19 protein-coding genes and 1 riboswitch are annotated in these 22,455 nt (G+C 62.6%); of the genes, 14 read left to right on the forward strand and 5 right to left on the reverse strand.

The window, feature by feature from the left end; genetic code table 11:
- Positions 1–48 precede the first annotated feature (48 nt).
- Positions 49–1,470, forward strand: coding sequence for a bifunctional D-glycero-beta-D-manno-heptose-7-phosphate kinase/D-glycero-beta-D-manno-heptose 1-phosphate adenylyltransferase HldE (hldE, locus tag GYM54_RS16520; protein ID WP_131649650.1), 1,422 nt, complete (start codon positions 49–51; stop codon positions 1,468–1,470).
- Positions 1,471–1,632: 162 nt separating this feature from the next.
- Here hldE and GYM54_RS16525 read toward each other — a convergent pair whose 3' ends face one another.
- From GYM54_RS16525 to GYM54_RS16535, 3 genes are read right to left on the reverse strand one after another with little or no spacing between them, the layout of a single operon-like run.
- Positions 1,633–2,520: a metal ABC transporter ATPase gene (locus tag GYM54_RS16525; protein WP_181099717.1), complete on the reverse strand. Its 888-nt coding sequence runs from the start codon at positions 2,518–2,520 to the stop codon at positions 1,633–1,635.
- Positions 2,521–2,557: 37 nt separating this feature from the next.
- Positions 2,558–3,373, reverse strand: a complete 816-nt coding sequence (locus GYM54_RS16530) for an aldo/keto reductase (RefSeq protein ID WP_181100231.1) — start codon at positions 3,371–3,373, stop codon at positions 2,558–2,560.
- On the reverse strand, positions 3,370–4,542 hold the full coding sequence (locus GYM54_RS16535) for an FAD-binding oxidoreductase (RefSeq protein WP_181099719.1): 1,173 nt from the start codon (positions 4,540–4,542) through the stop codon (positions 3,370–3,372). The genes GYM54_RS16530 and GYM54_RS16535 overlap by 4 nt, the downstream gene beginning before the upstream one ends.
- Positions 4,543–4,736: 194 nt before the next feature.
- Between GYM54_RS16535 and waaA the strand changes: the two genes are divergently transcribed.
- Positions 4,737–6,008, forward strand: a complete 1,272-nt coding sequence (gene waaA / locus GYM54_RS16540) for a lipid IV(A) 3-deoxy-D-manno-octulosonic acid transferase (protein ID WP_197444952.1) — start codon at positions 4,737–4,739, stop codon at positions 6,006–6,008.
- Positions 6,009–6,300: 292 nt separating this feature from the next.
- Here waaA and GYM54_RS16545 read toward each other — a convergent pair whose 3' ends face one another.
- Positions 6,301–7,755: a TolC family outer membrane protein gene (locus GYM54_RS16545; protein WP_181099723.1), complete on the reverse strand. Its 1,455-nt coding sequence runs from the start codon at positions 7,753–7,755 to the stop codon at positions 6,301–6,303.
- A 197-nt stretch (positions 7,756–7,952) separates the two neighbouring features.
- Positions 7,953–8,059, forward strand: a riboswitch (TPP riboswitch).
- A 102-nt stretch (positions 8,060–8,161) separates the two neighbouring features.
- Between GYM54_RS16545 and thiC the strand changes: the two genes are divergently transcribed.
- Together thiC and cytX are read left to right on the forward strand one after the other, a co-directional pair.
- Complete coding sequence (thiC, locus tag GYM54_RS16550; protein ID WP_258189803.1) at positions 8,162–10,042, forward strand: phosphomethylpyrimidine synthase ThiC; 1,881 nt, start codon at positions 8,162–8,164, stop codon at positions 10,040–10,042.
- A 332-nt stretch (positions 10,043–10,374) separates the two neighbouring features.
- Positions 10,375–11,676: a putative hydroxymethylpyrimidine transporter CytX gene (cytX, locus tag GYM54_RS16555; RefSeq protein ID WP_181099725.1), complete on the forward strand. Its 1,302-nt coding sequence runs from the start codon at positions 10,375–10,377 to the stop codon at positions 11,674–11,676.
- Here cytX and GYM54_RS16560 read toward each other — a convergent pair.
- A complete protein-coding gene (locus GYM54_RS16560) occupies positions 11,642–12,382 on the reverse strand; it encodes an RsiV family protein (protein ID WP_197444953.1) in 741 nt (246 codons plus the stop codon). The two genes, cytX and GYM54_RS16560, sit on opposite strands and share 35 nt — an antisense overlap.
- Before the next feature lie 216 nt (positions 12,383–12,598).
- On the opposite strand from GYM54_RS16560, the gene nudF reads away from it, so the two are divergent.
- The 10 genes from nudF (at position 12,599) to GYM54_RS16610 (ending at position 22,346) form a co-directional block, all read left to right on the forward strand.
- The gene (nudF, locus tag GYM54_RS16565; RefSeq protein ID WP_181099729.1) at positions 12,599–13,216 is read left to right on the forward strand and encodes an ADP-ribose diphosphatase; all 618 of its coding nucleotides are present in this window, start codon (positions 12,599–12,601) and stop codon (positions 13,214–13,216) included.
- Positions 13,213–13,659, forward strand: a complete 447-nt coding sequence (locus GYM54_RS16570; protein ID WP_131649660.1) for a DUF1249 domain-containing protein — start codon at positions 13,213–13,215, stop codon at positions 13,657–13,659. The genes nudF and GYM54_RS16570 overlap by 4 nt, the downstream gene beginning before the upstream one ends.
- A 178-nt stretch (positions 13,660–13,837) precedes the next feature.
- On the forward strand, positions 13,838–14,647 hold the full coding sequence (cpdA, locus tag GYM54_RS16575; protein WP_231752154.1) for a 3',5'-cyclic-AMP phosphodiesterase: 810 nt from the start codon (positions 13,838–13,840) through the stop codon (positions 14,645–14,647).
- Between the two features lie 152 nt (positions 14,648–14,799).
- On the forward strand, positions 14,800–15,417 hold the full coding sequence (locus tag GYM54_RS16580; RefSeq protein WP_181099731.1) for a YqiA/YcfP family alpha/beta fold hydrolase: 618 nt from the start codon (positions 14,800–14,802) through the stop codon (positions 15,415–15,417).
- 18 nt (positions 15,418–15,435) lie between these two features.
- Positions 15,436–17,322, forward strand: coding sequence for a DNA topoisomerase IV subunit B (parE, locus tag GYM54_RS16585; RefSeq protein ID WP_181099733.1), 1,887 nt, complete (start codon positions 15,436–15,438; stop codon positions 17,320–17,322).
- A gap of 35 nt (positions 17,323–17,357) precedes the next feature.
- Positions 17,358–18,302 (forward strand): esterase-like activity of phytase family protein, encoded by a 945-nt coding sequence (locus GYM54_RS16590; protein ID WP_374105198.1) that lies wholly within the window; start codon positions 17,358–17,360, stop codon positions 18,300–18,302.
- On the forward strand, positions 18,299–18,826 hold the full coding sequence (locus GYM54_RS16595) for a TIGR02281 family clan AA aspartic protease (RefSeq protein ID WP_181099737.1): 528 nt from the start codon (positions 18,299–18,301) through the stop codon (positions 18,824–18,826). The genes GYM54_RS16590 and GYM54_RS16595 overlap by 4 nt, the downstream gene beginning before the upstream one ends.
- On the forward strand, positions 18,823–19,173 hold the full coding sequence (locus GYM54_RS16600; protein ID WP_181099739.1) for a VOC family protein: 351 nt from the start codon (positions 18,823–18,825) through the stop codon (positions 19,171–19,173). The genes GYM54_RS16595 and GYM54_RS16600 overlap by 4 nt, the downstream gene beginning before the upstream one ends.
- 31 nt (positions 19,174–19,204) lie before the next feature.
- The gene (gene parC, locus GYM54_RS16605) at positions 19,205–21,457 is read left to right on the forward strand and encodes a DNA topoisomerase IV subunit A (protein ID WP_197444955.1); all 2,253 of its coding nucleotides are present in this window, start codon (positions 19,205–19,207) and stop codon (positions 21,455–21,457) included.
- Positions 21,458–21,659: 202 nt separating this feature from the next.
- Entirely contained in the window at positions 21,660–22,346 is a 687-nt protein-coding gene (locus GYM54_RS16610; protein ID WP_231752155.1) for a membrane integrity-associated transporter subunit PqiC, read from the forward strand.
- Positions 22,347–22,455 lie beyond the last annotated feature (109 nt).

A 22,455-nucleotide genomic window follows, 5' to 3' on the forward strand; every position in this document is an offset into this window, starting at 1 on the left:
CCCATGCTGCTATGCTTTGCAGCGTTTTTCTTCCGCCCCGGAGCCCTCATGAAACTGTCCATGCCCCGTTTCGACCAAGCCCCCGTTCTGGTAGTGGGCGATGTCATGCTCGATCGCTACTGGCATGGCGGCACGTCGCGGATTTCGCCGGAGGCGCCGGTGCCGGTGGTCAAGGTCGAGCAGATCGAGGACCGTCCCGGTGGTGCGGCCAACGTCGCGCTGAACATCGCGGCGCTGGGCGCTCCGGCTGCGTTGGTGGGGGTAACCGGTGAAGATGAAGCGTGCCAAAGCCTGGCCGACAGTCTGGCCGCAGCCGGTGTGCAAGCGCATTTCCAGCGCATCGAGCATCAGCCGACCATCGTCAAGCTGCGGGTGATGAGCCGCCACCAGCAACTGCTGCGCATGGACTTCGAGGAAGCCTTCGAAACCGATGCTGGAGCATTGCTCGAGGACGTCGAAGGATTGCTGGCTGGCGTCAGAGTGCTGGTGCTGTCCGATTACGGCAAGGGCGCGCTGAAGAATCATCAGGCGCTGATCGAGGCTGCTCGCCGCCGTGGCATTCCGGTGCTGGCCGATCCCAAGGGCAAGGATTTCGAAATCTATCGTGGCGCCTCGCTGATTACGCCGAATCTCGGCGAGTTCGAGGCCATCGTTGGGCGATGCGCTGACGAAGTCGAGCTGGTGGCCAAGGGCGCTGAGCTCATGCAACAGCTGGAGCTTGATGCTTTGCTCGTAACCCGAGGCGAGCATGGCATGACGCTGCTGCGTCCGGAGCACTCTCCGTTGCATTTGCCGGCGCGCGCACGTGAGGTGTTCGATGTCACCGGAGCTGGCGATACCGTCATTTCGACCCTGGCGGCAGCCATCGCTGCGGGGGAGGAGCTGCCGCAGGCCGTGGCGTTGGCCAATCTGGCCGCCGGTATCGTGGTTGGCAAGCTGGGCACCGCCTGCATCAGTGCGCCTGAGCTGCGCCGTGCCGTGCAGCGCGAGGAGGGTTCAGAGCGCGGGGTGATGACGCTCGAGCAACTGCTCACGGCGATCGAGGACGCCCGCGCTGAAGGCGAGAAGATCGTTTTCACCAACGGCTGCTTCGACATTCTGCACGCCGGTCATGTGACCTATCTGGAGCAGGCCCGCGCGCAGGGCGATCGACTGGTCGTTGCGGTCAACGATGACGGCTCGGTGAGTCGCCTGAAGGGGCCGGGCCGGCCGATCAATTCGGTCGATCGGCGCATGGCCGTGCTGGCAGGCCTCGGTGCTGTCGACTGGGTCGTTTGCTTCGCCGAAGACACGCCGGAAAAGCTGCTCGCCAAGGTCAGGCCGGACGTGCTGGTCAAGGGCGGCGACTACGGCGTGGATCAGGTGGTCGGGGCGGATCTGGTCACCGCCTATGGCGGCGAGGTGAAGGTGCTGGGGCTGGTCGAGAACAGCTCGACCACGGCGATCGTCGAGAGGATTCGCAAGGCCTAGAGGGGTTGTAAACGGCCGAGCGTAACCATGCGCAAAGCGCTACGGTCGTGCTCCGGAGCGTACTGTTCCTGCGTAGGAGTGGGTCATGCCCATGAAGAACTCCGCGCCGTATATGGCTTTTGTTCGCAGGCATGGCCTGCTCCTTCAAGGTTGGCGGGTCTCTCAGCGCGTCACGGCCGCGGGCCTCGCCGCCCACCATTCCCTCCAGCGGATGCGCTCGTCGCGAACCACCCAGTCCTCCTGCTGCGTGAAGCTCTCGGCTAGCCACAGCCCCCGCGTGCCTATCATGCTGAGCTGGCCGTTGCGCAGGTGCAGGAGCTGATCTTGCGGCTGACCTTCATGCAGCGGGACCAGGTAGAGGTCGGGCCGGCTACGGTCCAGTTGGGCGACCAGCTCTTCGCCCTCGAGCCGCTCGTCGACATGAAACAGGCTGAGTTCGCGGGTTTCCTTTGGCAGATCGAGGCGCATGTCATAGATCAACTGCAGGGAAGCGGTTGGCAGATGGACATAGGCCCGCGGGCGTTCCATCAAGGTCATCTGGCCGCATTGCACCGGTTTGGCCGAGCCGGATAACGAAGCCAGATTGAAATGCACCGCCTCGCGATAACGCAGGCTGCCTTGGTAAGGTGCGGGCAGCCAGGTATCGCCAAATCGCCCGGCGAGCCAGCCTTCGGGCGTTTCCAGCAGGCATTCTTCAGCGACTTCGTGAATCGCGGTCAGCAGCGGCAGGCTGAGCTCATGAGCTGGCACGTAACCAGAAATCAACTTGAGCACGACGTCACCGCGGTCCTGGCGTTGCTGGCGCACCAGTACCCAATACTCCCGCCCCTGCCAGCAAAGCGTTAGGCGTACCGACACTCCGAGGTTGGCCAGTTCGATATCGAAGCGGCTCGGATCGTCAACGACCACGGGGCGGCGGCGCTCGAGCATCTCGCTGAAATTGAGCGGCCGCCCGAGGCTCTGGTACCGCAAGCCTTCGGGGCTGGCCTCGACGAGCAATGGCAGGGTTTTGAACGTGCTCGGGTTCCTGCGGATCAACACGCGCGGCATTCGGCTCCTCCTGACGTAGGCGGCCGTAGGGCCGTGATTATCGTTGTTGGGACAAAACCGCTGCAGCGGTACGCACGTTATCTGACAGGTGGTTCGGGTTTATGGTGCCGATGATGGCGGCGCCAACGCCTGGATGCGCGAACAGCAATTCGAAGCTCGCTCGCACCGGATCTTCGCCGGTTTTTAGGCAGACGTGCCCGCTGGCCAGCGCTTTTTTGACCAGGATGCCCTTGGCGTGTGACTGAGCGTAGTCCAGAACAGGCCGCTCGCTCTGCTCGTTGAGGTTGTAGGTCACCATCGCGCAGTCGCCCTGTTCGAGCGCGAACAGGCCGCCTTCGACGGTCTTGCCGGACAGTCCGTAGCCGACAATCTTGCCCTCGCGCTTGAGATCGGCGAGGGTTTCGTAGACGCCGCTGTGCTGGAGAATTTCCAGGTCGCGTCCGTCCGAGTGCACCAGGACAAGGTCGATGCGGTCGGTCCGCAACCGCTGGAGGCTGCGGTCGACTGAACGTCGGGTATGGGCAGGCGAGAAATCAAAGTGCGATTGGCCATCGACGAATTCTTCGCCGACCTTGCTGACTACCACCCAATGGTCTCGCTGGCCCCGCAATAACGACCCCAGACGTTGTTCGCTGAGCCCGTAGGCGGGCGCGGTGTCGATCAGATTGATGCCCAGATCGCGGGCCAGTGCGATCAGTTGGCGCGCCTGTTCATCATCCGGAATGCGAAAACCGTTGGGATATTTGACGCCCTGGTCGCGACCCAGCTTGACCGTGCCCAGGCCCAGCGGTGACACAATGAGCCCGGTGCTACCAAGAGGGCGGTGCAGCTCATGCAAGGTCGTTGCCATCAGAGCAATCCTTCCCAAAAGGGTGCGGTAACCGTTGGGCGTGGCAGTTCGGGTAGCGGCGGACGCGGTTGCGGATGGATATTGTCGCGGGCCAAGGCGGCCTCGACGCGGTCGGCGAAATCGGGGGATAGCGCCAATTTCGTCGGCCAGCCAACCAGCAGCCGGCCCTGTTCGGCGAGAAAGGCGTTGTCCGGTCTGGCCAGCGCTGACTGAGCCGGCTCGGCCCTGTCGATCCGCAGCGTCGCCCACTTCGCCGCGGACAGATTGATCCAGGGCACCAATTCCGCCAGCTCCTTTTTCGCCGCGGCGATCTGCGCCGCCTCGTCGCGCGCGACGCCGTTGGCCTCGGCCAGATCGCCGCCTAGATACCAGACCCATTCGCCGTCAGCGGCCGGATGGCTGGTCACGGTGATGCGTGGTTTGGAGCCGCCGCCCAGGCAATGTGCATAGAGAGGTTTGAGCGTCGCCGCCTTTACCATGACCATATGCAGCGGGCGCTTTTGCATCGCCGGCTGCGTGAGCCCCAGCGCCTCCAGCAGCTCGGCGTTGCCCGCGCCGGCAGTCAGGACGATGCGCTGCGCGGTTATGGAGCGACCATCGACGATCAGACCGGTCAGTTCACCATTCTCCCGCAGCGGCTCGATCCGGTCGGCCTTCAACAGGCCGGGACCGGCGAGCTCCGCGAGGCGCTGGATCAGGCTCGGCACGTCCAGCACCAGTTCGCTGAGCCGATAAACCTTGCCCTTGAATTTCGGGTGCTGCAGCGCCGGTGGCAATTCGTCGCCCTTGACCTGGCCGACCCGCGAGCGCACCGCCTTGCTGGCGAAGAAGCTGGTGAGATTGCCGGTCAGAGTGCCCGGCGACCAGAGATAGTGCGCATCGGAGAGCAGGCGCACGCCGAAAAGATCCAGCTCGCCGCCGCCTTGGAGTGCTTCACGCCAGCGCCGGGGCATGTCGGCGATAGCTTCCGATGCGCCGGTCAGCGCGCCGGATAGCGCATACTTGGTGCCACCGTGGATGATCCCCTGGGATTTGACGCTCTGCCCGCCGCCGAGCACGTCCTTGTCCACCAGCAGCGTCGAATAGCCTTGCCGGCGCAGGCGCGCATTCAGCCACAGACCGGCAACGCCACCGCCTACGATCAGGACATCGGTGCTTAAGGAGTCGGGCATGAGTAAACCTCGCCTGTAAAGCGTAAATACGGGCCGGCAGTATAACCGTCGGCGTAGTCGTCGCAGCCATGGTTGGAAAGCTGGGAGCGGGGGTAAGACGTTGTGGGCTGGCTGTTGGTGGGCTGAAGTCCACCCTACTAACTGACGCGGAACGCCGCCCGTCAGCGCCCAGCTTTCAAGTAAACTCCGCCCCCATGAACCGAACCCTTTATACCCTGCTGTTCCATCTTGCCTTGCCGCTCGTGGTGGTTCGCCTGTTTTGGCGTGCCCGCAAAGCGCCGGCCTATTCGAAACGCATCGGCGAACGCTTTGCTGTAGGGCTGCCCGAATTCCAGCCGCATGGCATCTGGGTGCACGCTGTCTCGGTGGGTGAAAGCATCGCTGCCGCGCCGATGATTCGCGAGCTTATGGCGCGGTATCCGCACTTGCCGATTACCGTGACCTGCATGACCCCGACCGGCTCCGAGCGAATCAGGGCGCTATTTGGCGATACGGTGCAGCATTGCTACTTGCCTTACGATCTGCCTTGGGCGGCTTCACGGTTCTTGCAACGACTGCAGCCGAAACTGGCTGTGGTGATGGAAACCGAGCTGTGGCCCAACCATATCCACCAGTGCGCGCGTCGCGGTATTCCCGTGGCGCTGGCCAATGCGCGGTTGTCCGAACGCTCGGCGCGCGGCTACGCACGATTCGCCCGGTTGACCGCGCCCATGCTGGCTGAACTGAACCTCATCGCCGTGCAGACCGAGGCCGAGGCGGCGCGTTTCCGCCAGCTCGGCGCACGTGATGCCTGCGTAGAAGTAACCGGCTCGATCAAGTTCGACCTCAGCGTCGACCCGGTGCTGCCCGAGCAGGCCGCCCAGCTCCGCCAGCAATGGAGTGCCGTGATGCGGCCGATCTGGATCGGCGCCAGCACCCACACGGGCGAAGACGAAATTCTGCTGGCTGCGCATCGGCAGTTGTTGAACACCTATCCTGACGCGCTGTTGATCTTGGTGCCGCGCCATCCCGAACGCTTTGGCTCGGTATATGAATTGTGCCGGAAGCAGGGTTTTGCCACTGTCCGACGTACCCTCGGCGAGCCGCCGCAGGCCCGGACGCAAGTGCTGCTTGGCGACACCATGGGCGAGTTGCTGTTTCTCTTTGCGCTGGCCGATGTGGCCTTCGTTGGCGGCAGTCTGGTGCCTACCGGCGGGCACAATTTGCTCGAGCCCGCAGCGCTGGGTAAACCCGTACTGACCGGCCCGCATCTGTTCAATTTCCTCGATATCGCCGCGCAACTGCGCGATGCCGACGCGTTGAAGGAAGTGGACAGCGCCCCCGCGCTGGCGGTGGCAATCGAGGCGTTATGGACGAATCCGGCAAGTGTCGAACAGGCTCGGGCCGCAGGGTGCCGTGTGCTGAGGAATAATCAGGGCGCGCTGGAGCGGCTGCTGGCAGGGCTGGGACGGCTGCTCGACCAGTGATGCGGGATCTGGGCTGACTCTCGTCCCTGCTAGTTATCCGCCGAAGGCTACAGCGGCCAATGCGTGCCGCCCCGTAGGAGGGGCAAAGGTTCTGGCCGTCTCCATCTGCTCCTCGTTCTATCTCTCTTTCGACGCCTCCACTGAACGGCTGCGGCAGTGATGTAGGGTGGGCTTTAGCCCACCGGATGGCGTCTTGCTTGCAGTTAGAGATTGCCCCCGCCGAGATGTGACGTTGTCCGCAGGCATGGCGGAAGCCATCCTCGCCGCTAACTCACTCCTGAAGCGGCGCCCGTCAGTCCACGCGTACCGGCTGGCCGAAATTCTCAGACAGATCCGGCGGGAGGAAGTCGCTGTCCGGATCGTAGTCCGCCTTCAGATAACGCTGCAGATCCTCCAGATCACCCGGGTTGAGTGTGCCGGCGGCCTGTTTCAGGCGCAGGCTGTCGAGGATGTAGTCATAGCGGGCGTTGTTGTAATCGCGCACGGCAGCGAACAAACGGCGTTGAGCGTCGAGCACGTCGACGATATTGCGAGTGCCCACCTGATAGCCGATGTCGGTAGCTTCCAAAGCACTCTGGCTGGAAATGATTGACTGTCGGCGCGCCTGCACTTGCTCCACATCGGTATTCACCGCGCGATGCAGATTGCGGGTGGACTCGACCACCTGACGGCGCAGGCTTTCGCGCTGCTGCTCGGTCTGGGTCAATTGATGAAAGGCCTCGCGCCGCTGGGAACTGGTCAGCCCGCCGCTGTACAGCGGAATGTTCAGCTGCAAACCGATGCTGCTCTGTTCGACGTCACCGGTGTAGCGCGGCAGGTTGTAGCCCGGAATATCCATGGAACCGGTATTGGAGAAGCCCAGGCTGTCGTTGTCACCCCGGCTGTAGCGCGCCACGGCATCGACTGTCGGTGCATGGCCGGCCCGGCGCTGACGCAGGGTTTCTTCGGCCGCGTTTACCGCCTGGTTGATCGCCAGCAGATCCAGGTTCTGCCGAGTGGCGGTGTTGACCCAGGCGCTGGCGTCGTTCGGGGTGGGCGGCAGTACTGGCAGGCTATGCTCCATGCCTTCCAGGGCGAGGTATTCGCGATTGGTCAGGGTGAACAGAGTCTGAAAGGCATCGTCAACCTGGCGTTGGGTAATCAGTCGATTGGCGCGCGCGGTATCGAAACCCGCCTGGGCTTCGAGCACGTCGGTGCGATCGGACAGCCCCACTTCGAAGCGTTCGTCGGCTTGGTCGAGCTGCCGCTTGAAGGCCGACTCCTCGGCTTTGGCGGCGGCGAGATTGTCCTGCGCACGTAGGACTGCGAAGTACGCCTGAGCGGTCAGGCGGATCAGGTCCTGCTCGGCAATGGAGTACTCCAGCGCTGCCTGCTCGCTGATCGCTTCGGCCGCCTGCAACTGGAACCAGCGCTCGGCGCGGAAGATCGGTTGGCTCAAGGTGGCCTGATAGACGGTGCCACTACGTGACAGGGAGCGTGAACCGACGTCGGTGTCGAGGTCTGTGCGGGTGTCGCTCATCTCCGCGCCCGCGCTGAGATTCGGTAGCAAGCCGGCACGTGCCTGGGGTACGACTTCCTGAGTCGCCTTGAACTGCGCGCGCGCCGCCGCGAGGTCGGCATTGTTCTCCACGGCCTGGCGATAAACGCTCACCAGATCGGTGCGATTGGAGAGCGGAGGCGCCGTCTCGGCCCAAACCAGTCCCGACGAGGCGGCCACGGCCAGTGCCAGCGTGAGTCTACGCAGCATGTGCGTCTTTCCCTGAAGCGGAGTGATGGGCAAGGCTATGCGCGGTCATGCGGCCGGTCAAGCGGCTTGGCGGCGCCCTCCAGATGCCCGCTATGGTCGGTCTGGCAGGCTCGGCGAGATGTGGCAAATGTGACCCGGCGGTCGCGACATTCGCGGATCGGCGTGGCTTTCCTCTGGACTCTTGATTAGACTCGGTCGCGTTCTTGTCGGGGTGCCTTGAAGCGAAGGCTGAGATCGGAAAGTTCCGGATCCCGTTGAACCTGATCAGGTTAAGGCCTGCGTAGGGAACAAGATGTGCTCGCCAGTTCTCCAGCGAGTCTCTCGGCGCCAATCCCGGCGCACCCCGATGCCCTTATCCCGCCGTGTTTTTCAGGTTCGCTCCGACAACTATCGAGGAGCCAGTCTGATGCGTGCAGAACAACAACATCTCAGTGAATCCGCCCAGGTCGACCAGCAGTCGATCCAGCCTTTCCCGCGTTCGCAGAAAATCTACGTGCAGGGCTCGCGCCCGGACATTCGTGTGCCGATGCGCGAGATCAGCCTCGACGTGACGCCTACTGCGTTCGGTGGCGAGATCAACGCCCCGGTCACCGTCTATGACACCTCCGGTCCTTACACCGATCCCAATGTGCAGATCGACGTGCGAAAGGGCCTGGCCGATGTGCGCAGCGCTTGGATCGCGGATCGCGGAGACACCGAGAAACTGCCGGGGCTGAGCTCCGAATTCGGCCAGCGCCGCCTGGACGATGCCGAGCTGACCGCCATGCGCTTCGCCCACGTGCGCAACCCGCGCCGCGCCAAGCCGGGCAAGAACGTCAGCCAGATGCACTACGCGCGTCAGGGCATCATCACGCCCGAGATGGAATTTATCGCCATCCGCGAAAACATGAAGTTGCAGGAGCACCGCGCCGCCGGCCTGCTGGATCAGCAGCACGCAGGTCAGAGCTTCGGCGCCAGCATTCCCAAGGAAATTACCCCGGAATTCGTCCGTGACGAAGTGGCTCGCGGCCGCGCCATCATCCCGGCCAACATCAACCACACCGAGCTGGAGCCAATGATCATCGGCCGCAACTTCCTGGTGAAGATCAACGGCAACATCGGCAACTCGGCGCTGGGATCGAGCATCGAGGAAGAAGTGGCCAAGCTGACCTGGGGCATTCGCTGGGGATCGGATACGGTCATGGATCTTTCAACCGGCAAGCATATCCACGAAACCCGCGAATGGATCATCCGCAACTCGCCGGTGCCGATCGGTACCGTGCCGATCTACCAAGCGCTGGAGAAGGTCAACGGCGTGGCCGAGGATCTGACCTGGGAGTTGTTCCGCGATACGCTGATCGAGCAGGCCGAGCAGGGCGTGGACTACTTCACCATCCACGCTGGCGTGCTGTTGCGCTACGTGCCGCTGACCGCCAAACGAGTCACCGGCATCGTCAGCCGCGGTGGCTCGATCATGGCCAAGTGGTGCCTGGCCCATCACCAGGAAAATTTCCTCTACACCCACTTCGAGGAAATCTGCGAAATCATGAAGGCCTACGACGTCAGCTTCTCGCTGGGCGACGGCCTGCGTCCGGGCTCCATTGCCGACGCCAACGACGCCGCGCAGTTTGGCGAGCTGGAAACCCTCGGCGAGCTGACCAAGATTGCTTGGAGGCACGACGTGCAGTGCATGATCGAAGGCCCCGGCCACGTGCCTATGCACCTGATCAAGGAGAACATGGACAAGCAGCTCGAATGCTGCGACGAGGCACCGTTCTACACCCTCGGCCCGCTGACCACCGACATTGCCCCTGGTTATGACCACATTACCAGCGGCATCGGCGCGGCGATGATCGGCTGGTTTGGTTGCGCCATGCTCTGCTACGTCACGCCCAAGGAACACCTGGGCCTGCCGAACAAGGATGACGTCAAGACAGGCATCATTACCTACAAGATCGCCGCCCACGCCGCCGACCTCGCCAAGGGTCATCCGGGCGCGCAGATTCGCGATAACGCACTGTCCAAGGCGCGCTTCGAGTTCCGCTGGGAAGACCAGTTCAACCTCGGCCTCGACCCGGACACCGCACGCAGCTACCACGACGAAACGCTGCCCAAGGATTCGGCCAAGGTCGCGCATTTCTGCTCCATGTGCGGGCCGAAATTCTGCTCGATGAAGATCACTCAGGAAGTCCGCGAGTACGCCGCCGAAAACGGCCTGACCGACGAGCAGAAGGCCATCGAGGCCGGCTTCGCCGAGCAGTCATCGCGCTTCAAGGATGAAGGGTCGGTCATTTACCGGCAGGTCTAAAGCGTAGAAACGTTGGGAGGTCGGGGGCGACTCGCAGGGTGTGCATACATCCTGAGAATCGCCCCCGACCTGTTAGCCGTTCCAGCGGTTTGCGCCGGACAGCCGGGCTCCACCGCCACTACGAGCGCTGGAGCATTCGGGGCGCATTCCATGCAGAGCGTAAGAACGATCAACCCTTTTTGAGACTCGTGGCGCGGGAACAACCCGCCGCAATGGTGGCTGAGTCTGGGCATCAACCCCGTAGCGGTTATCGCTACTTAATTCTTCGGCGGTCGCGAGCGTTCTCGCTCCCGCAGTTTGTGCCGGGCAACCGGTTTCTCTGAGAAAACAATGTGAACATTCCAGGCCGCTATTCCCCGCATCAAAGCGTCGCCCCTGAACACCGTGTGTTCGGCGGTCGTGACATGTTTTCCCTGTGGTTCTCCCTTGGCGTCGGCCTGATGGTGCTGCAGCTCGGCGCCTTGCTGGCACCGGGGTTGGGCATGAGTGGCGCGCTGCTGGCAATCGCCTGCGGAACCGCCGTCGGCGTGTTGCTGCTAGGGGCGGTCGCGGTGATTGGCACCGACACCGGCCTGTCATCCATGGCTGCGCTGAAGCTCACGCTGGGCAGCCGCGGTGCGGTGCTGCCGGCGTTGCTGAACCTTGTTCAGCTGATCGGCTGGGGCGCATTCGAGATCATCGTCATGCGAGATGCAGCCAGCGTGCTGGCGACCCGCGCATTCGGCGAAGGCAACGTGCTGAACAGCACTGCGTCGTGGACCTTGTTCTTCGGCGGTCTCGCCACGCTGCTGGCCGTCACCGGCCCGCTGACCTTCGTGCGACGGATACTGCGTAAATGGGGCATCTGGCTGTTGCTCGGCGCCTGTGTCTGGCTGACCTGGAATCTGTTCGACAAGGCGGACCTGGCGGCGCTCTGGGCTCGGCAGGGCGATGGCTCGTTGCCGTTCGCGCTGGGCTTCGATATCGCCATCGCCATGCCGCTGTCCTGGTTGCCGCTGATCGCTGATTACTCGCGCTTCGGCCGCGCGGCCGTGCGTGTTTTCGGGGGTACCGCGCTGGGATTCTTTGCCGGCAATTTCTGGCTGATGAGCCTTGGCGTCGCTTACACCCTGGCGTTCGCCAACAGTGAGGAAGTCAATGCGTTGTTATTGGCGCTGGCCGGCGCGGGGCTGGGTATTCCTTTATTGCTGATACTGCTCGACGAGTCTGAAAACGCCTTCGCCGACATCCATTCGGCCGCAGTTTCAGTCGGCATCCTGTTGCCGCTCAAGGTCGAGCATCTGGCGCTGATGATCGGCGCAATCTGCACGCTTATCGCCTGGTTCGCGCCGCTTGCCGAGTACCAGAATTTCCTGCTGTTGATCGGCTCGGTATTCGCGCCGCTGTTCGGCGTCGTGCTGGTCGATCATTACATTCTTCGGGGCCGAGGCCGCCTGGCCGCTCCGGCTGCCGGTTTGCGCTGGGAAACTCTGTTGGCCTGGGGCTGCGGAGCGGCTACTTATCACGTGCTCGCCAGCGCCTGGCCGGAAATCGGTGCCAGCCTGCCCGCGCTGTTCCTCTCCGGCGGGCTGTTGCTTGTGCTGAGCCGTTTCGGTCACGCTACGGCAGGTATTGAGGTTTCAGAATCGCGCTGAGTTCGGCGTACGGAATCTCCAGCTCTGGATGGCCGCTCGAATAGGGCGCGATACTGTAGACGTCGTATTTGAGCAGCACCTTGTCGCGTAGCAGGGCGACATTGGCGGTTCGCTGGAACGGCCATTGGCGAGAAAACTCGGCATCGTGCTCGTTCGCCAGCAGCCACTGCTGATGCGCTTTTGCGGCGGCACGCCAGAATGCGCCCTCCTTGCCGGGAAGCAGAACGTCTGCCAATTCCAGCTCGCGGCCCTGTTCCCGGTCGTAGTTGATGAATCCGCGACCGGGCATGCCATGGGCGCCTCCGGTGTACAGGTAGCTCGACAGCTCGACCACGAGCAGCGAGCCGTGCTGCTCTCGCAGCTTGGCCTGCAGATAGCTGCTCCAGCCGGGTTCTGCGCTACGCAGAAAATCGTCTTGGTAGAGTTCCAAGGTTGCCGGAGTTTGGGCGTCCGGGCTGTTGATCGTCATCCTGCGCAGTCGCTGGTCAATCAGGGCGTTCAACGCCGGCTCTTCGGCGAATAACAGCGTATCGATGTTTACCAGTGGGCAGCGATCGTCCTGCTCTGGACAACCGGCGGGGCGCTGCTCGCTGACGATCTGCCGAACCTCGACGGGCGGCTCGCCGCGAAAATGCTGACAGGCGCTGAGTAGCAGGCTAAGAACGATCAATACGAAGACGTGGCGAAAAGGCTTCAATGGGTTCATGGCTCTTGTGTTGGCTGCAGTGCGGTTTCGAGTACCGGCAGGTTGTGAAGTTCGTAAATGGGCGTTTGGTAATTTTTCCGCGTGCAAGCGGTCTGCAAAGGGCTGCGCCTGAATAAACGGCGCGCTAGGATGACAACAGAGAGACCGCTCACGCCGTGACGGTTGCAGTCTTCTGGCGCCAGGCTGGCGCCGGACAATCCGATATGTGAGTGATTCATGACTGATATTTTCAAATCCGGCCCGGATGATGTCGAGATCGTCGAGCGAGAGCAATGCTTCAGCGGTTTCTATCGTCTGGACCGCCTCCAGTTGCGTCATCGCCTGTTCAATGGCGACATGGGGCGGCAACTGGAGCGTGAGCTGTTCGTTCGTCACGATGCGGTCTGCGTGCTGCCGTACGATCCTCGTCGCGACGAGGTCGTGCTGATCGAGCAGTTCCGGGTCGGAGCGGTGGGCAAGGTCGACAACCCCTGGCTGATCGAACTGGTCGCGGGTCTGATCGACAAGGACGAGCAGCCTGAAGAGGTGGCGCGTCGCGAAGCCATCGAAGAGGCGGGGTTGGAAGTGGCCGATTTGTGGCCGGTGACGACCTACTTCCCGTCGCCTGGCGGCAGCACCGAGCGAGTGCACCTTTATTTGGGGCGTTGTGACAGTTCCAATGCCGGCGGGGTGTTCGGCCTGGACGAAGAAGGTGAAGATATCCGTGTGCATGTCTGGTCGTTGCAGCGTGCACTGCAGGCCGTGCGCGACGGCGGTATCGACAACGCCGCGAGCATCATTGCATTGCAGTGGCTGGCCCTGAATCGCGATGAAGTCAGGGAGGCGTGGACATGAGGCGAACACCTGAACGCTACCGTGTCGACTTACTGGAATTGCAATCGGCCTGCGAGGCGAACTACCTGCGACTGATGCGGCTGCTGCCCGATATGCGCATCCAGCCTGATGTTCGCCGTATCGCCATGAGCCAGGGCGACCGCCTGTTGGGCGTGCTGGCACTGAAGGTGGTGGAAAGCTGCCCCTATACCACTACCGTGCAGATCAGCCAGCAGGACTGCCTGCCCTGGCTGCCCGCGCCACAGATGGAGGTGCGGGTATATCACGATGCGCGCATGGCGGAAGTCATCCGCGCCGAGAATGCTCGGCGGTTCCGGGGCATCTACAGCTATCCCAACGCGCAGATGCACCAGCCCGACGAGAAAAATCAGCTCAACCTGTTCCTCGGCGAATGGCTCGGCCACTGCCTGGCTTGCGGTCATGAGCTGGAGCCTGTGCTCTGACAACCGCTGTAAGCCGCAAGCTCCAAGGAAGGACAGCTTGATAACTTCTGAGCGCCAGCCCCGGCACTGATTCGCTGGCAGCTTCCAGCTTCTGTGATGCATGCCCGCATCGCGCGGTTTACCCCCGCAACCGCCAGCCACCATAATTCTATTGCGATTTCGCCAAAGGAGACGGGTCTTGGCTGCGCCCCTCATTGAAAAAGACTCGGTGCTGCTGGTGCAGTTGACCGACAGTCACCTGTTCGCCGAGGCGGGCGGCAAACTACTGGGCATGGACACCGGCGAAAGTCTGCAGCGTGTGGTCGATCTGGTGCTTGCCGAGCAGCCTTGCGTCGACCTGATTCTGGCCACTGGCGATCTGTCCCAGGATGGCTCGCTTGCGTCCTATCAGCGTTTTCGCCAGCTGTCCGAGCGCATCGATGCGCCGGCGCGCTGGTGTCCGGGCAATCATGACGAGCTGCCGGCCATGCAGGAGGCCGCTCGCGGCAGTGAGATGATGGCGCCTGTGCTGGATGTCGGCGCGTGGCGGGTCATCATGCTCGATACGCTGGTGCCGGGTTCGGTATTCGGCATGCTTCGCGATGATCAGCTGGAGTTGCTCGAACGGACCCTGCAGGACGCACCGCAGCGTCATCATCTGGTCTGTCTGCATCATCACCCGGTCACCATCGGTAGCCGCTGGATGGACAGTATCGGGCTGCGCAACCGCGACGCGCTGTTCGCAGTGCTCGACCGCTTCCCTTGTGTTCAGGCCGTGCTTTGGGGGCACATCCACCAAGAATTCGACGACCAGCGCGGCGACATCAGGCTCCTGGCAACGCCGTCGACGGGCGTTCAGTTCGCCCCGGGCAGTGAGGAATTCCAGGTCGATACGCTTGCGCCGGGCTATCGCTGGTTGCGTCTCCATGATGATGGACGTCTGGATACAGGCGTATCCCGAGTGGTCGGCATGACCTTCAAGGTAGATCACAGCATTAAAGGGTATTGAGTCAGCTACGAACCACGAGCTTCAAGCAAGAGCCGACCCAACAGGCTTGAGCGGCGCGCGGGCGCAAGCCCCGATACTGATTCGCTAGCGGCTTGCAGCCGGCGCGTCTCGCCTAGTAGCCTTTCCGTCTTTTGCCAGCCCAGCGAACCAGCATGACCCGCACGCAACCCGCCATCCTCTATATGCACGGCCTCAACAGCTCCCCGCTGTCGCAAAAGGCCAGCCAATTAACCGCGGCGCTGGAGCGCATTGGCATGAGTGCATGGCTGCGAGTGCCGGCATTGCATCATCATCCGCGTCAGGCCATCGCCCAGCTCGAAGCGATCATCGCCGAGCTGGGGCGTCCTGTGCTGGTCGGCAGCTCCCTCGGCGGATACTATGCAACGCACCTCGCCGAGCGCCACGGGCTCAAGGCGCTGCTGATCAATCCGGCCGTGACGCCGCACCGTCGCTTCGATGGTTACCTCGGGCCGCAGACCAATCTCTACACGGGCGAAGTCTGGGATCTGACCGAAGACCATGTCGTTGCCCTGGCCGAGCTGGAAGTACCGCCGCCACAGGATGCCGAGCGCTATCAGGTCTGGCTGCAGACGGGCGATGAAACGCTGGATTACCTCCACGCGGCGGATTTCTACAAAGGATGCGCGTTACGCATCCAGGCCGGCGGCGATCACGGTTTCCAGGGGTTCGCTGAACGAATCCCCGCGTTGCTGGCCTTCGCCGGCTTCGATCCGGGCATCTTTGCAGAGCTCGATTTCTCCGAATCATAAGGACATCAAGAGACGCACATGTCTTATACCGCCGAAGCCATTGAAGTCCTCTCCGGCCTGGATCCGGTGCGCAAGCGTCCGGGCATGTACACCGACACCTTGCGGCCCAACCACCTGGCTCAGGAAGTCATCGACAATAGCGTCGACGAAGCGCTGGCGGGCCACGCCAGCTCCGTGCAGGTGATCCTGCACCAGGACAATTCCCTTCAAGTAATCGACGACGGTCGCGGCATGCCGGTGGATATCCACCCCGAAGAGGGGGTCTCGGGCGTCGAACTGATCCTGACCAAGCTGCATGCCGGCGGCAAATTTTCGAACAAGAACTACCAGTTCTCCGGCGGTCTGCATGGGGTCGGTATCTCGGTGGTCAACGCCTTGTCGACGCGGGTGGAAGTCACGGTCAAGCGCGACGGCAATGAATACCGCATGGCCTTCGTCGATGGCTTCAAAGCCAGCGAGCTGGATGTCATCGGTACGGTTGGCAAGCGCAACACCGGCACCAGCGTACATTTCTGGGCGGACCCGAAATATTTCGATTCAGCGAAGTTTTCGATCAGCCGGCTCAAGCACGTACTCAAAGCGAAAGCCGTGCTTTGTCCTGGGCTGAATGTCAGCTTCGAGGACAAGAACACCGGCGAGAAAGTCGTATGGCATTACGAGGATGGCCTGCGGTCGTACCTGACCGATGCGGTCAGCGAATTCGCCCGTCTACCTGACGAGCCTTTTTGCGGCAGTCTGGCCGGTAACAAGGAAGCGGTCGACTGGGCGCTGCTGTGGCTGCCTGAAGGTGGCGACAGCGTCCAGGAAAGCTACGTCAATTTGATCCCGACGGCGCAGGGCGGTACTCATGTCAATGGCCTGCGTCAGGGGCTGCTGGACGCCATGCGAGAATTCTGCGAGTTCCGCAATCTATTGCCGCGCGGCGTCAAGCTGGCGCCGGAGGACGTTTGGGAGCGGATTGCCTTCGTGCTCTCGACGAAGATGCAGGAACCGCAGTTTTCCGGCCAGACCAAGGAGCGCCTGTCTTCCCGCGAGGCGGCGGCATTCGTATCCGGCGTGGTCAAGGACGCCTTCAGTCTGTGGCTCAACGCACATCCCGAGCTTGGCCTGCAGTTGGCCGAGCTGGCCATCAGCAACGCCGGGCGCCGACTCAAGGCCAGCAAGAAGGTCGAACGCAAGCGCATTACTCAGGGGCCGGCGCTGCCCGGTAAATTGGCTGATTGCGCCGGACAGGATCCGGCGCGCTCCGAGCTGTTTCTGGTTGAAGGCGATTCGGCTGGCGGCTCCGCCAAGCAGGCGCGCGACAAGGAATTCCAGGCGATCCTGCCGTTGCGCGGCAAGATTCTCAATACCTGGGAAGTGGACGGCGGCGAGGTGCTGGCCAGCCAGGAAGTGCACCACATTGCCGTCGCCATCGGGCTGGATCCGGGCTCGTCCGACTTATCGCAACTGCGTTACGGCAAGATCTGCATCCTCGCCGACGCCGACTCGGACGGTCTGCACATCGCCACGCTGCTCTGCGCGCTGTTCGTTCAGCACTTTCGTCCGTTGGTGGAGGCCGGACATGTCTATGTCGCCATGCCGCCGCTGTACCGCATCGATCTGGGCAAGGACATTTTCTATGCGCTGGACGAGGCCGAGCGCGATGGCATCCTCGATCGTCTGACGGCAGAGAAGCGCCGCGGCAAACCGCAGGTCACCCGGTTCAAGGGCCTCGGCGAAATGAATCCACCGCAGCTGCGCGAAACCACCATGGATCCGAATACGCGCCGGCTGGTGCAGCTGACGCTCGATGACTTCAGCGGTACCCGTGAAATGATGGACATGCTGCTGGCCAAGAAGCGCGCGGGCGATCGCAAGAACTGGCTCGAATCCAAGGGCAATCTCGCCGAGGTGCTGATTTGAGCAAGCCCTGGATCGCTCTGTTGTTTGCGCTGACGATGCCAGCCTGGGCCATCGCAGCGGCTCCCGAACTGTCGCTGATCAGCGAGCACCCTGTCGAAGGGATCGCTCAAGGCAACCTGTCCGGGTTGGCCTGGTGCGGCGATGGGCTGTGGGCAGTATCGGATCGTGAGGACAACGTCCTGTATCGCCTCGATGCCAGCGAAACCGTCTGGCACGCGGAGGCCGAGCGCTTCGAGTTGCCGCCCGTGCCGAACACCGGTTTGTCATGGGGGGTGCGCATGCGTGCCGCCGTTACCGGCCTGTTGCGCGGTGGTGAAATGGATTTCGAGGGCCTGAGTTGCGACCGTCTGGGCAATCGCTATCTGGTCAGCGAAGCGCACGCCGCTGTGCTGCGTGTCAGTCCGGCAGGCACGGCCGAGTGGCTGAACCTGCCCGCCGGTGTCGTTCGTCAGGCGCGCGCGAGTGGAATGCTGCTTCAATTCAACGCTATGTTCGAGGGTGTCGCTGTCGATCCGGATGCCAATCGTCTATGGCTTGCGGCCGAGCACAGTCGGCGTGGTTTGATGGTGATGCATCGCAAGCAGAGCGTCTGGGAGTGTACCGGCGGCTGCGTATTGCTGGCCGAAGGAGGGCGCGAGTCACCGTCGCCGGCGATGAACGAAACCGATCAGCCACGAAGATTCTCCGGCCTCGCTCTCCACGCGGACAAGTTGTTCACCCTGGAACCTGTCCCCCACCAGATCTGTCGGCGTAAGCCTGCGACTGGCGATAGCGAGGCGTGTTGGTCCTATGCCGCTACGGCGTTGGCGGACTTTCGTCGCTATGACACACCGTTCGGCAATGCCGAGGCCTTGTCGATAGACGCCGAAGGCGCCTGGATTGGCGTCGACAATAATCAGCTTACGCGCGCCGATGGAGAAAAGCGTCCCATCGTCTGGCGCTTCGCCGCGCCCAAAGGCGGCTGGGGTTCCAAGCAGTGACACAGCCTGCCGGTCGTCGCGCCGGCCGCGTCATGCTGGTCGTGGCGTGGGGTGCGGCTCTGTTGCTGGCCACTCGTTTTTTTGCCGACTGGGAGCAAAGTCGCTTCAACCCCAACCGCGAGCCCGTTTCCGTCGTGCAGGGCGACCAGATCGAGGTTCACTTGGAGGGCAATATCCAGGGCCACTTCGTCGCTGATGGGCTGATCAATGGCCAGCCGGTTACCTTCCTGCTGGATACCGGCGCCACCGACGTTGCCATACCGGCAGAGCTGGCCGAAGAGCTGGACCTCGCGCGCGGCGCGCCGGTGCGGTTGCAGACAGCCAACGGCCAGACCACTGGCTATCGCACGGTGCTCGACAGCCTTGCGCTTGGCGACATCGTTCTGCAGGACGTGCGTGCGCTTATCGCGCCTGGCTTCGGCGGCGAGCAGGTGCTGCTCGGCATGAGCGCCTTGAAACAACTCGAATTCACCCAGCGCGCCGGCACTCTGGTGCTGCGCCAACACGCCACGGATCGACCATGAGCGCACTCATACAGGCGACAGTGCCGGTGCTGGCCTCGCTGGGCCTTGATGAAAGCCGGGCCTTCTATACCTCCTTCCTGGGCTTTCGCATGCGGCAGCAGGCCGCTGATTACTTGATCCTGGAACGTGACGGGGCCGAACTGCACTTCTGGCTCTGCGCCGAGCGACACCTGGCGGAAAATACCTCCTGCTACGTGCGTACCGGCGATTGCCAGGCGTTGTATGAAGAGTTCAGCCAGCGCGGCCTGACCTTGGAGGCCCCGGTGCTGCGGCCTTGGGGCATGAAAGAACTTTACGTTATCGACATCCACGGCAACCTGCTCAAGTTCGGCGAGCGACAGCCGTGAGTCATCCAACCTTTACTGAAGAACACTGCTGATGAGCGAAACAATCGATCTGAGCCTGGATGGCGTGGAGCGCCGCTCCCTCGCCGATTTCACCGAGCAGGCCTACCTCAACTACTCCATGTACGTGATCATGGACCGCGCACTGCCGCATATCGGCGACGGCTTGAAGCCGGTGCAGCGGCGCATCGTCTATGCCATGAGCGAGCTGGGACTGAACGCCGATTCGAAACACAAAAAGTCGGCGCGTACCGTCGGCGACGTCCTCGGCAAGTTCCATCCGCACGGCGACTCGGCCTGCTACGAAGCCATGGTGTTGATGGCGCAGCCGTTCAGCTATCGCTACACGCTGGTCGATGGCCAGGGCAACTGGGGTGCGCCCGACGATCCGAAGTCCTTTGCCGCCATGCGCTACACCGAGGCACGCTTGTCGCGCTATTCCGAGGTGCTGCTGTCCGAGCTTGGGCAGGGCACCGTCGACTGGGTGCCGAACTTCGACGGCACACTCGACGAGCCGGCGACCTTGCCGGCGCGCTTGCCCAACCTGCTGCTCAATGGCACGACGGGTATCGCAGTGGGCATGGCCACCGACGTGCCGCCGCACAATCTGCGCGAAGTCGCCGCTGCGTGCGTGCGCTTGCTCGACGAGCCGGGCGCGACCGTCGAGCAGCTCTGCGAACACGTACAAGGACCGGATTATCCGACCGAGGCGGAAATCGTCACTCCGCGTGCGGACCTGTTGAAGATCTACGAAACCGGGCGCGGTTCAGTGCGCATGCGTGCCGTGTACCGGGTCGAGGATGGCGACATCGTCGTCACCTCGTTGCCGCATCAGGTCTCCGGCGCCAAGGTGCTGGAGCAGATCGCCACCCAGATGCAGGCCAAAAAGCTGCCCATGGTCGCCGATCTGCGTGACGAATCGGATCACGAAAACCCGTGCCGGATCGTCATCATCCCGCGCTCCAACCGGGTCGATGCCGACGAGCTGATGCAGCACCTGTTCGCCACCACCGAGCTGGAGTCCAGCTACCGGGTCAACACCAATGTCATCGGTCTCGATGGCCGGCCTCAGGTGAAAAACCTCAAGACGCTGCTGTCCGAGTGGCTGACCTACCGCATCGGCACCGTTCGCCGCCGTCTGCAGTTCCGGCTGGACAAGGTGGAGAAGCGTCTGCATCTGTTGGAAGGCTTGCTGGTGGCATTCCTCAACCTCGACGAGGTAATTCACATCATCCGCACCGAGGATCAGCCCAAGCCGGTGCTGATGGCGCGCTTCGAATTGTCCGACCTGCAGGCCGACTACATCCTCGACACTCGCCTGCGGCAGTTGGCGCGGCTGGAAGAAATGAAGATCCGTGGCGAACAGGACGAACTGGCCAAGGAGCGCGAGAAGCTGCTGGCGCTGCTCGGCAGCGAAGCCAAGCTGAAGAAGCTGGTGCGCAAGGAGCTGCTGGAGGACGCCGAAACCTACGGCGACGACCACCGTTCGCCAATCGTGGCGCGGGCCGAGGCCAAGGCGTTGTCGGAGAACGAGCTGCTGCCATCCGAGCCGATCACCGTGGTGATTTCCGAGAAGGGCTGGGCGCGTTGCGCCAAAGGCCACGATATCGATGCGACCGGGCTGTCCTACAAAGCCGGCGATGGCTTCAGGGCGTCCTCCGTCGGCCGCTCCAATCAATATGCTGTGTTCATCGACTCCACTGGCCGTAGCTATTCGCTGGCAGCGCACTCGCTGCCGTCTGCGCGCGGTCAGGGCGAGCCGCTCACCGGACGGCTGACGCCGCCGCCGGGTGCCAGTTTCGAATGCGTGCTGTTGCCCGATGACGAGGCGCTGTACGTGATCGCGTCGGATGCCGGTTACGGCTTCGTGGTCAAGGGCGAGGATCTACAGGCCAAGAACAAAGCGGGCAAGGCACTGCTGTCATTGCCGGCCGGCGCCCGCGTAGTCGCGCCGCGCCCGCTGAAGAGCAGGGATCAGGATTGGCTGGCGGCCGTCACCACCGAAGGGCGGTTGCTGGTGTTCCCGGTCCGTGATCTTCCGCAGTTGGGCAAGGGCAAAGGCAACAAGATCATCGGCATCCCCGGCGATCGCGTCGCAAGTCGCGACGAGTACCTGACCGACCTTGCCGTGTTGCCCGAGGGAGCAACCCTGATATTGCAGGCCGGCAAGCGCACCTTGTCGCTCAGGGCCGATGACCTCGAACACTACAAGGGCGAACGCGGACGGCGTGGGAACAAGCTGCCGCGCGGCTTCCAGCGTGTGGACTCGCTGCTGGTCGAGGTGTGACGGAGGTCAGCAGTCGCTAGAGGCTGGCTTCCGTTGGCTGTTTAACGGAAGATAGCGGCCTTCCAAATTCATCCTTCTCGATGCACTGCAATCGTCGGTCGCATCGAGAGCCGAAAAGACAATCGGCACTGTGGGCCAACCATTGACGGCAGACTGTAGACGCCTGCCGGTGGTCGAGCCCGGTGCAAGGAAAGAGACGAACGTGCGGCGTTTCATAACTGTATTGCTGCTGGCCTGTGCCAGCCTCACTGGCTGCGTCACTCAACCTGTACCCATGTACCGCCTGGATAACGGAGTCGTCGAACTGCCGACAAAGGACGACGGCGCTGCGGTGATGCTAGGTCCGGTTGTGTTGGCAGATTACCTGCAGCGCGATGTGCTGTTGCAGCGTTTGCCCGACGGTAGTCTGGCGACCGAAGGGCAGCAGGCGCGTTGGGCCGGTAGCCTGCAGGGCGATATCGATCAGCTTCTGTTGCGCCAGCTGGCCTGGCAGCTGAAGACCCAGCGTCTGGAGCTGAGCCCGGGAAGCAAGGGCTTCACGCCGGACGTGCGGGTTGAAGTGGACATCACGCGGCTGGATTCCGGCCCAGAGCATTCTGCCGTGCTGGAGGCTCAGTGGCGTCTGCTGGACAAGCAGGGCAAGCGGCAATCCAGCCGTCTGGTGCGGTTACAGGAAGAGCATCAGGGCAGCACGACCGACCAAGTACGTGCACAAAGCCTGCTATTGCAGCGACTGAGCGAAATGATGGCGAACGCTATCGAGCCAGTCGTCATCGCCCAAACGCGCGCAAAGCGCGAAATCAAAGCGCCGAGGAAGGCAGAGCCTTCTCCACCGGCAATTCCCGCGGCCGAGCCGATCAGGACCGATCTGGAAGTGTTTCGCTTCTGAGGTCCGAGGACGACGTTTAGGTTTCCAATGACGGAATACGCCTTCGGCTAATCCATCCAGCGTCCGGTCAGCTGTTCGTGGGCCGATGGTGGGGCGGTGGCCGAATGAA

This window comes from Pseudomonas sp. MTM4, assembly GCF_019355055.1.
GTDB lineage: Bacteria > Pseudomonadota > Gammaproteobacteria > Pseudomonadales > Pseudomonadaceae > Stutzerimonas.

Bases quoted from the DNA above. Each gene is read 5' to 3' on its own strand.
- hldE (WP_131649650.1), top strand. From the start codon at position 49: ATGAAACTGTCCATGCCCCGTTTCGACCAAGCCCCCGTTCTGGTAGTG.
- GYM54_RS16525 (WP_181099717.1), bottom strand. From the start codon at position 2,520: ATGCCGCGCGTGTTGATCCGCAGGAACCCGAGCACGTTCAAAACCCTG.
- GYM54_RS16535 (WP_181099719.1), bottom strand. From the start codon at position 4,542: ATGCCCGACTCCTTAAGCACCGATGTCCTGATCGTAGGCGGTGGCGTT.
- waaA (WP_197444952.1), top strand. From the start codon at position 4,737: ATGAACCGAACCCTTTATACCCTGCTGTTCCATCTTGCCTTGCCGCTC.
- GYM54_RS16545 (WP_181099723.1), bottom strand. From the start codon at position 7,755: ATGCTGCGTAGACTCACGCTGGCACTGGCCGTGGCCGCCTCGTCGGGA.
- thiC (WP_258189803.1), top strand. From the start codon at position 8,162: ATGCGTGCAGAACAACAACATCTCAGTGAATCCGCCCAGGTCGACCAG.
- GYM54_RS16560 (WP_197444953.1), bottom strand. From the start codon at position 12,382: ATGAACCCATTGAAGCCTTTTCGCCACGTCTTCGTATTGATCGTTCTT.
- nudF (WP_181099729.1), top strand. From the start codon at position 12,599: ATGACTGATATTTTCAAATCCGGCCCGGATGATGTCGAGATCGTCGAG.
- GYM54_RS16570 (WP_131649660.1), top strand. From the start codon at position 13,213: ATGAGGCGAACACCTGAACGCTACCGTGTCGACTTACTGGAATTGCAA.
- GYM54_RS16580 (WP_181099731.1), top strand. From the start codon at position 14,800: ATGACCCGCACGCAACCCGCCATCCTCTATATGCACGGCCTCAACAGC.
- parE (WP_181099733.1), top strand. From the start codon at position 15,436: ATGTCTTATACCGCCGAAGCCATTGAAGTCCTCTCCGGCCTGGATCCG.
- GYM54_RS16590 (WP_374105198.1), top strand. From the start codon at position 17,358: ATGCCAGCCTGGGCCATCGCAGCGGCTCCCGAACTGTCGCTGATCAGC.
- GYM54_RS16600 (WP_181099739.1), top strand. From the start codon at position 18,823: ATGAGCGCACTCATACAGGCGACAGTGCCGGTGCTGGCCTCGCTGGGC.
- parC (WP_197444955.1), top strand. From the start codon at position 19,205: ATGAGCGAAACAATCGATCTGAGCCTGGATGGCGTGGAGCGCCGCTCC.